General features: G+C 54.1%; 9 protein-coding genes. 3 read left to right on the top strand and 6 right to left on the bottom strand.

Going from position 1 to position 9,189, the window contains the following annotated elements; genetic code table 11:
* Positions 1-301 precede the first annotated feature (301 nt).
* Together MGEO_RS20505 and MGEO_RS20500 are read left to right on the top strand one after the other, a co-directional pair.
* The gene (locus tag MGEO_RS20505; RefSeq protein ID WP_085641605.1) at positions 302-3,235 is read left to right on the top strand and encodes a Hint domain-containing protein; all 2,934 of its coding nucleotides are present in this window, start codon (positions 302-304) and stop codon (positions 3,233-3,235) included.
* 154 nt (positions 3,236-3,389) lie between these two features.
* Complete coding sequence (locus MGEO_RS20500; protein ID WP_106299258.1) at positions 3,390-3,830, top strand: hypothetical protein; 441 nt, start codon at positions 3,390-3,392, stop codon at positions 3,828-3,830.
* A gap of 283 nt (positions 3,831-4,113) precedes the next feature.
* Here the strand turns inward: MGEO_RS20500 and MGEO_RS21625 are convergent, their stop codons facing one another.
* From MGEO_RS21625 to MGEO_RS20485, 4 genes are all read right to left on the bottom strand, one after another.
* Entirely contained in the window at positions 4,114-4,290 is a 177-nt protein-coding gene (locus MGEO_RS21625; RefSeq protein WP_170102935.1) for a hypothetical protein, read from the bottom strand.
* Positions 4,287-5,585: a DUF6538 domain-containing protein gene (locus tag MGEO_RS20495; protein ID WP_085641603.1), complete on the bottom strand. Its 1,299-nt coding sequence runs from the start codon at positions 5,583-5,585 to the stop codon at positions 4,287-4,289. Before MGEO_RS20495 ends, MGEO_RS21625 begins: the two co-directional genes overlap by 4 nt.
* A 66-nt stretch (positions 5,586-5,651) precedes the next feature.
* A complete protein-coding gene (locus MGEO_RS20490) occupies positions 5,652-5,852 on the bottom strand; it encodes a hypothetical protein (RefSeq protein ID WP_085641602.1) in 201 nt (66 codons plus the stop codon).
* Positions 5,853-5,854: 2 nt separating this feature from the next.
* Positions 5,855-6,085 (bottom strand): hypothetical protein, encoded by a 231-nt coding sequence (locus tag MGEO_RS20485; RefSeq protein ID WP_085641601.1) that lies wholly within the window; start codon positions 6,083-6,085, stop codon positions 5,855-5,857.
* A 326-nt stretch (positions 6,086-6,411) separates the two neighbouring features.
* On the opposite strand from MGEO_RS20485, the gene MGEO_RS20480 reads away from it, so the two are divergent.
* Positions 6,412-7,755 carry an ATP-dependent DNA helicase gene (locus MGEO_RS20480; RefSeq protein WP_143746328.1) on the top strand — a complete coding sequence of 448 codons (1,344 nt, stop codon included), beginning with the start codon at positions 6,412-6,414 and terminating at the stop codon, positions 7,753-7,755.
* A 118-nt stretch (positions 7,756-7,873) separates the two neighbouring features.
* On the opposite strand, the gene MGEO_RS20475 is transcribed toward MGEO_RS20480, so the two are convergent.
* Together MGEO_RS20475 and MGEO_RS20470 are read right to left on the bottom strand one after the other, a co-directional pair.
* Positions 7,874-8,458, bottom strand: a complete 585-nt coding sequence (locus MGEO_RS20475; protein ID WP_085641599.1) for a rhodanese-like domain-containing protein — start codon at positions 8,456-8,458, stop codon at positions 7,874-7,876.
* Between the two features lie 321 nt (positions 8,459-8,779).
* Positions 8,780-9,034: a helix-turn-helix domain-containing protein gene (locus MGEO_RS20470; protein ID WP_198948136.1), complete on the bottom strand. Its 255-nt coding sequence runs from the start codon at positions 9,032-9,034 to the stop codon at positions 8,780-8,782.
* Between the last annotated feature and the right edge of the window lie 155 nt (positions 9,035-9,189).

Below are 9,189 nucleotides of genomic sequence, written 5' to 3'. Positions count from 1 at the left end.
GGGGTTGGGTAACGTCGCTGTCGTCAACATCGGCAAAAATTCAAAGCTCTTGCCAAAAAAGTTCAGCATTGCTCGCGATGTGCTCCCGGAGATACCGTTTTGTGGCGCAACATCTCCTGCAACAACAGAGAGTTTGCCGTTATCGGTCGTCCGAGAAGCAAACAGCAGCCCGGACATAGAAAAATCAAAAAAGCACCCCAACCCTGCTCAGAATAGGACACATTCATCCAGCAGGATGTGATGGTCAGTAACCAGTCTGTACGAGTTCTGCGAGGTTTACGCCAACCCGAACGAGGAACAGATGGCCATCCCACCGCCCCCCGATCCTGGTGCCGAAGTAAGCATCTACACGCTGACGGACGCTATCGTCCCGGCCAACGGTGCCGTGGTCGTTCAAGTGGATGGATTTGCTAACAAAGCAAACGCGAATGATGTCACCATCGTCAATTCCTCTACCGACCCTATCACGGCACTGACGATTGAGAAGTTCGGCGATAATGACAATCAGCAGGACGTCATCCGTGTTGATCTGTCTGAATACAGTGACAACTTCACACTCGTATTGAAGAACACTGGAGACAATGTTCAGGATCAGCTCTTTCTTGAAGGTCTCCAAACCTTTACCGATAACGGTGATGGCACATATACGGCCACCTACTATGGCGCCGATGCCGAGCTCTATACTCTGACGGTCCAGCCTGAAGCGGCTGCTGTCACTCCCTACTATGCGCCTGACGGTCTCATCACAGGAGCGGAAGGTGCCAAGGCGATGGGTCCCGGATACACCGATCTGCAAGGAGACGTGATCGACGGAGCCGATGGGGACAACGACTCCATCATTGGTGGGGGCGGTCGCGATACGATCGTCGCTGGCGCAGGCAATGATACCATCTACGGTGACTATTCAGAAATCGCCGGTTGGCAGGTCAGCAACCTACCGGCGAACGCTTACACGGGGACGCCGCCTGGCCCGGCTGGCAGTGCGGAGGTCCTTGCCTTTTCGATCACGGACGCGAACCTCGACAACAACGGGAAGGTTACGCTTAAGGTCGACGCGATCACGCCCAACAAGGAGCTCGCGCAAGACTTCACGATCACAGATGATGCGCTGACTGAAGGCCTTACGCATCTGGCCATCGAAAAAGGCGGTGGGAATGATGGGTCAGCCGACATCTATCGGATTGATCTCGCGACGTTCGATGACGATTTTCTCGTCACAATCATCGATGAAGACGCAGCAGACCGGCTTGTCTTCGAAAATGTCCACTCAATCTCGGTCAATCCCGATGGAACGTATCTCCTTGCTTACGTCGGCGCCGATAGCGCGGAGCATCAGGTCACCGTCGATAACGATCTCGCCCAGGTCGACTTTTTCCTAAGCCCGGATTCTCCCTATTTCTACGAAGACAATATTGATGCCGGCACGGGCGACGACGTGGTCGACGGCGGTTTTGGCAACGATACCATCCTAGGTGGAGATGGCGCCGACACTCTTGGAGGCGGCGACGGAAGCGACGTCATCGACGGCGGTGCTGGCGACGATGTCATCGAAGGGGATCGGACCGGGCCTGCACAGTCACTCGCAGATACACTGCAATACAGCTACGCACAGGACGCGACCGGTGGGCAGGCTGCGCACTTCGGAGATCAAGGGACTGGTCTCCCGGACGATCCCCTAAACTTTGTCGATGGTGATTTGACAACAGAGTCGCGATTTCACGATGGCGACATCATTGAATACAGTTTCGGGCAAGAGGTCCCTGGGGGAACGAAACTGACGCTGATTGAAGGGGATCCGGGCGCAGAGGACGGCTGGGTTGACGTCTACGTCAGCTTTGGGTCGACTGACGTTAATGGTGACACACTTTCCGGAAGTGGCGGCGGCGTTGGCTACGAGAATGCCGTTACGAATGGCCAATCTGTGCTCATCTATTCGGGTCCATCAGATGCGACCGTTGACCTCGAAATCCCGATCAACGCTACGCACATTCAATTCGTTGGTGTCGTAAATCACGGCGGTTGGGCAGAGATCGAGTTCACCGAGTTAATGACCCCACTGGATGCTGGTGACGACAGCATCACCGGTGGGGATGGCAACGATGTCATTAATGCCATGGCCGGAAACGATACAGTCGACGGTGGAACAGGGAATGACACTCTTACAGGGGGGACTGGTGATGACCTTCTGACCGGTGGCGATGGCGATGATGTCTTTGTAATCGCACCTGACCAAGGTTTGGACGTTATCGCTGACTTTAACGCGGGCTCATCTGGAACGATCTCCGATGGAGATGGCACCAACAATGATTTTGTCAATCTATCGGCATATTACGAAAACATCTTTGAACTTTATTCCGACCAGGCTGACGATGGTATTCTGAACCAGTCCAACACCACGGACAGCAAAGGTCAGCTTGTTGACTACTCCGATAACACCCAGTTTGGTTCAGGCAGTGGTCTCGTCATCCAAGGAGCGACCGCGACCCGTGATACATATTCTGTCGAGAACACAGGTGTTGTCTGTTTTACACTTGGTACGCGCATCCTGACAGCGCAGGGCGAGCGCAGTGTTGAAACACTGCGTCCTGGCGATTACGTCGTCACGCGGGACAATGGTTTGCAACCGATCGTCTGGATTGGGCGCCGAGATCTGTCGACAAGGGAACTGGAAGAAAACCCAAAAGTTCGCCCGGTTTTGATTTCTCCGAAACTGACAGGCTGTGATGATCCATTGATCGTTTCACCTCAACACGGTCTGCTTTTTGCCGTCGAAGGCAACGAACATCTGGTACGTGCCATCCATCTTGCAAAGCTTGAAGGTGGCTCCGCGCGTGTCATGAATGGGTGCAGGTCGGTGTCTTATTTCCACATCATGTTCGAGAACCACCAGATCATATTCTCGAACGGGTTCCCATCAGAGAGCTTCTTTCCAGGGCGGTTCGCGATGCAGGCGCTTGATCAGGATGTCAGAACAGAACTTCTTTCACTGTTCCCAGGGCTGGAAGAATTCGAAGCTGAGCATTCGTACGGCTCAACTGCCCGTGCGTTCACGCGGTTCAAGGACTTGCCCGAACACCTAAAGGCACTCAAGCGATGTGATGCACCGAGTTCGGTTTCAGCAGCCAACAGAATGCGAAAGCCTTCGGTACGGCAGTTCAAGGCTCGACGGGAAGGTAACTCGAACGCCATCAGCAAAACGAGGATAGGGGCAGATGCACAAGCCTATTACGCGTGAGTCGAGATTAAGCATGTACAGACAACGAGAGGCTCAATCAGGCTTTGAGCCATGCGCTCGTGGTCACAAGGGACGATCCTCCCTGAACGTCGTTCCATTTCCAAAAGTTGGAGTTCAGAGCGCTGCCGAAGCTCCGCCTAGGAGAACTTCTCCAATGGAGCGTCAATCAAGGCAAACCAGCGTCGAGATCTGCCAGTTGACGGAGCTAAAAGTAAGTAATGGGGTCATGCAAGGAGAGCAGATCAGGTCGCTCGAAGACTTTTTGGTAGGCGATACCTTCACGTTGAAAGAAGATGCCAAATGGTTGTCGAGCTACTGCGTCGATATCGAGAACACCAAACTCGCGCTGATAACCGCAGCCAATGAAACACCGAAGGCACTATCAATAGTTGCGCGATTGATCTTCTACTCGGCAGGAGGTCGGCGACATGACGCTGTGCTGGCATCCAAACATGAAAATTTTCTGTTCATCACAAAAAACAAGCTCTCCCGAAGACAAGACTATGTGCTCGTACATGTAGCAGAACCGACCCAACAAGATTACGAATTTGTCCAACCAGATTTGCCATCCGAGATCCTTTCTCTGAACCTTTAGCCCTAAAGAAGAGTATTTTGTAGTTGACGCTGAGCACATGGTTCTTCGAGGCAAGCAGCGGCGCAGCTAAACCTCTTTAGTTTAACGCTTTTCTACATCGAAAGCATGCTTTCAAAAATCAGATTATTTCCGACAGCGGATCTTGAGAGACCACCCCATCCGCATTGCCGACCTCGATCTTATCCCGGATGAACAACTGTATCCTGGCACCCGTTGCACCCGTTCCTCCCAAAGAAAAAATTGGAATGACCCCCGGCCAGCGTGAGCCAGCCGGGGACCTTTGTTAGGGCAGTCTGCGGGCCACCACATAGTCAGCCAACCACTGCCAGTAGGCTGCTGCATCAGGAAAGCCCTGACCTCTGGCGGCCACGTTCTCCGCCTCAGAACGAGAAAGACCGCCATCGTACTCAGCGATAGCGGCCCTCTCTTCGAAGCCCTCGATGTCGGCGATCAGCGTCATGACACCGGCACCCTGATCTGGTCGACGATGTCCCGCTTCTGCTCGTCACTGATACCGGCCGAATAGATGCTGTAGGTGATCCCGTTCTCTGACCGGGCCGACTTATGCCCCACCAGAGAGGCGGTGAAGTGCTCTGGCACACCCGTTCTCTCACACTGGGTGATGAACCACTTACGGGTGCTGTGGAACACCAGACCGGGACGATCGATCCCCAGCTTGTCTCTCAGAACCGCAAACCGCTTGGTGATGTCATTCACCCTCAGGTCCGGGAACAGAGGTCCACTGCTTGGCAGAGATGACAGAACAGAATCCAGGTGGGCATGCACCGGCACCAACCGTTCTGCGGCATCTGTCTTCAGCAAGCGAAGTGCATTGGGCCTGACATGGAAGAAGCATCCAAGGTTTCCCTTGGCGACGATATCTTCCCTCAGCAGTCCTGCCGCCTCCCCAGCCCGCATGCCCGACAACAGACACACCAACATCACCTTGCCGATGATGGGGTCAGACCTTCTGATCAGGGTTGTCACCTCCTTGTCTGTCGGAACAGCATAGGGCCTGTGCTTCACCTTGGCGTCGAACCGGACCGAGGAGAACGGGTTGGTCTCCAGCTCTCCCTCGTAGACACACCAGTCCAGCCAGTGCTTCACCTGTGACCAGATACGGCGCTGGGTCCGACCGGTGATCCGCTTGGGGCTGGATCGGGACCAGTCCACAGAGGCATCCAGAGACAGGCCCTGGGTCTTTCTCGACTTGCCTAGGTACGGGCTGAGCTGGGCAATCAGAGACAGGAACTCTTTACCGTGGTCCCGAGACAGCTCTGACAGCATCAGGTCCCCATACTTCGACTGTAACAGCTCCAGAGAGTACCGGACAGACTTGAACCCACCCGGACGCAGGTCCCTCTGCCGAAGCAGGAGATACCGTCTCACAGCCTTGTGGACCGTCTGTGAACGCTGTCCCTGAACCTGATACCGAACGGGCTCAGAGTGCTGCAGAGTGGCCCGGAGACGTGCAAGAGCCCGTTCTGATGGGGTTGCCCATTCAGAGGTGGAAGCGTCCACCAGCGTGTCCCTCTGTGGCAGAGACAATGCCCCCGACAAGACCTGCTGGACAGTGTCCTCGTACCGGGCATTCACCTCAGCGGCTCTCTTACGAGCTACCTTGGCATCACTGGTCTTCAGGGATTGCTTCAGAGCCTGAGCTCCGACGATAGCCGCAACTTCCTTAGGGTAGTTACGACGATAGAGCCATGTCTGACCTTTCAGGTAGGCATAGCGAATGGGAGCAGAAGACATAGGTCCTCTCCTTTCTTGGTGTTCTAACGATGTGAGGGGGGATCAGAGGACGAGCGCCTCTTCCGATCAGCCTTTGGCGCGGCTGTGGACGCGAAGGATCAGGTCGTAGTCGGGCTCGCCGTACTCGTCCTTCAGGGGGCCGGTGAGGGAGACCCCTCCGACACAGTCCTCCCACACGTCGGTGACGCGGAAGAGGTGTTCGGGCCACTCGTCTTCGAAAGCCCGGATAACGACAATGTCGTCTTCCTTGAGGTCCAGCTTGGTCATGCTCAGGTCCTCCGTGTCAGGAGGTCAGGCAGGACAGCCCCGAGGACGAAAGCCAGAGGGACAGGCAGTGCCAGAGGGGAGGCCCAAGCGGGCAGACAGGCCAGCACAATCAGGATGACAGCCAGTGCCTGTGGGATCTCCAGTGATCGGTCTGAGTACCGGTTCAGAGCCAGCGACAAGGCCAGCCGACAGCCGACCCCAGCCGCCAGAAGCAGCGTGAAGTTGGTAAGCATCTATAGTTCTCCTATGAAGGTTTCTTCTTCTATAGATGCCTAGAGTTGCTCGGTTTATCGGTGGGGCGACCAAGCCGGTTCGCGCCTGCACATACAGTGTTCCCGCCGGTGGTTTTCAGCGCGGCGATGAATCGTTCACTTTAATAGCTTGAAAATAGATAATCCATCTACATATGTGAACTTCCCAATTACGGGCAACGCTCTCGATGTCTATTTTGGTTTACCCGCGCTCGTGGCGTCTTGAGTGACTCAATGTTGACCTTTGAACCTGTGTTTTTGCAGGGCAGGTCGACTGAAGCGGGGCACAAATTGAAAGGAATTTCGTTTTGAATTCAAAAAACTACAAACTCAATAAAGGACAAAATGATGTCACAGAAGCAATCAAGCCAATGCAGCCCAATGGAAGGCTCATTGTCTCTGGGCGGGCCGGTTCAGGAAAGACCTTCGCGATAGCAAGGTCAGTTGAGGGTCTGAAAGCCTTGTTCCTGGCACCGACACATCAGGCAAAGGTCGTCCTGGAACGAGAGTTGGCGGGCACGCCGCATCGGGTCATGACAATCCACAGCGCGATAGGCTGGAAAAAGGGCTACGACAAGGACACCCTTGGAGTAGTGCAAGGCTATCGTCCCGTCGAAGAAGCCAATCGCGGCAAGCCCGCAGAGAAAGGTTCGACAAACAATCCATTTGGGAACGTGGACTTGGTCATCGTCGACGAACTCTCAATGGTTGGAACGTTTCTGTTCAAAGCCGTGGAGGAGTACGCTGGAGAGTTCGATTTACCTGTTGTTTACAGCGGTGATCGACTTCAGCTACCGCCGGTAGAAGATGAAGAGGTCATAAATCATCAAGGTTTCACGACCATCGTACTCGACGAAAGCGTGCGATTTCCCAAGAATAGCAGCATCTTCGAATTGGGCGAGAAATTGAGGGACTCAATAGAAAACCGTCCTGATGAACCTTTGGAGTGCATCATTGGCAAAGGCGATATCGAGGTTGTTTCCTCTCGAGAGTGGACAGACCGCGCAACCAAGGATTACGCGAGTGGTTCCAGCATGTTAGTAGTTACTTCGGAGAACAAAAGGCAGCAAAAGCTTCGGGCCCTCATAAGAGGGGGCGAAGGTGAGCAACTTCGCTCTGGCGACATTGTCATGTCTAAGAAGACTGACGATAGCTTTCGGAACGGCGACACATTCAAGGTTTCGAAGGTCGCCTGGAGTACCCGAACGCTACCTGATGTGCCAAGATGCCTTAGCGAGCATGGTGAACTGGTGGTCAATGGTTACAGCTTATCCTTCGAAGACCACAGTGCACCCGCTTTCATCTTCCAGTACGATGGGCAAGGTGAAAAGCTCGAGCACCGAATTAAGCACCTCTACCACAAAGGGAAGCTCAATCACGCCCAAGCATCCGGGATTCTGGACTGGGTCGAACAGATAAATTCCTTCGAGTTGGCAGCGTTCGCTACGGTGCATAAGAGCCAAGGTCGAAGTGTAGATACAGTCTATATCGACACGCAATCGGTCCTAAAGAAGCCACAGTGGCTTTCCATGGAGCACCACAAGCGCCTGCTATACACGGCCATCACAAGAGCGCGAAAAAGGGTGGTTTTCGAATGGAAGGAAGGGCTTTGCGAGTACGCGGCTGAACCGGAAGCGCCGTTGGCTGCCTAACAGCGACTTCGCGGCAACCACAAGAAATTCCCCGACTGGTTCACGCTGGCCGGGGATCATTCCAATTTCTTGCTATGGGTGCAACGGGTCTCGGAAGGTGCTCACGCGGCCGGATTCGTCAGAACAGATCCGCAGGGTAGACCTGTTGTGGGGTCTGCTTGTAGGACCATTCCAAGCCAGCATTGCGCCAACCGTTCACCAACCTCTGGCCTTTACCGGGACCCTCCTTGGCCTTGTCGCCTTCGTACCCATCGATGAGCGAGTAAACCTGCGTGTATCCCATGTCGGCAAGCAAGTCAGCGGCGCGTGCGCTGCGTGAGCCAGACCGACACATCAGAATGATACGTGAGTCCGAGGACACACCGTGGGCTTCGGCATAGCTTTTGAAATCAACGGGGAAATCTGGATTGAGCTCGAGGTCGTACACACCTTTCTCTTCATTGAAGGCCGCCATCATCGGCATCACCATGTACGGAATGTGCACGTCTACTTGTTTGGGCAGGCCGAGAAAGGCGACTTCGGCGCGACTTCGGATATCCACAAAGAGCACGTCCTCGTTGGCAAGCATGTCCCCGGCCTCTGCGGCAGTGAGGTAAAGGCCCAGCTTGGTCTGTTTGTTTTTGGGAATATCGTTGGCTTGGACGCCAACTGCAGAACTAAGAATGAGTGCTACAGACAAAATACCATGTGAGAACTTAAGCATCGGATTTGTCCTTTTTATCGATCCTCTTGAGGTGTTGGGTGAGAGCTTACCCAAGGTCACCTTATCACATTTGGCTCATTTTTGCGTGAAAAGAGCGTGAAAGATCTTGGCTTGCACGGTTCCAAGGACAACCACGTTGGTTCACCAAGGATCGAAAGCCACCTACGAACCCCACTTCGACCCACACCTGTCGCACCCGAAGGACCCACTAGGCGCGCTCTGTCCGGTGTCTGCGGCCCAATCCAACGTCGGCTTCTCCGATATACCAATGACTCGGGACCAGCCACTGCAGAAATCGGACGCAAAGCTATAGGCTCTAAACTAACCGGCGTCTTCGTTCGGCTCGATGTGTTCGCCGATTATGTCGGAAGAAGTACAGGCCAACATCTCACACAGTATTGGCAACTCTTCTGCGTAGAGCCGAGTTCTTCCAAGTTCGATCTGGTTAAGTCGAGTGGAGCTGTTGTGTCCTAGCGCTTTAGCAAGTTCACACTGGGTCAGGCTTTTCCGCTTGCGAAGTTCTCTCAAGCGTGCCCCGATTTCCCGCCTGGTTATTTCCAATTCGCGGTCGAACATATACATATGAATGTCTGAAATTGACGTTATGTCAACTTTGTTCTGAGAGTGCATACTCCAGCAGTCCGTCCACCTTGGGCTCTCTCCAGCCAGTCACTGCCACCTGACCGAAGGTCCGCTTTCCCCTCCCGAGGCTGATATCCCTAACCAACTTC

The organism is Marivita geojedonensis (assembly GCF_002115805.1).
Taxonomy (GTDB): domain Bacteria; phylum Pseudomonadota; class Alphaproteobacteria; order Rhodobacterales; family Rhodobacteraceae; genus Marivita; species Marivita geojedonensis.
Note: the sequence above shows the minus strand (reverse complement) of the source record. Positions and strands in the feature narration are given on the sequence as shown.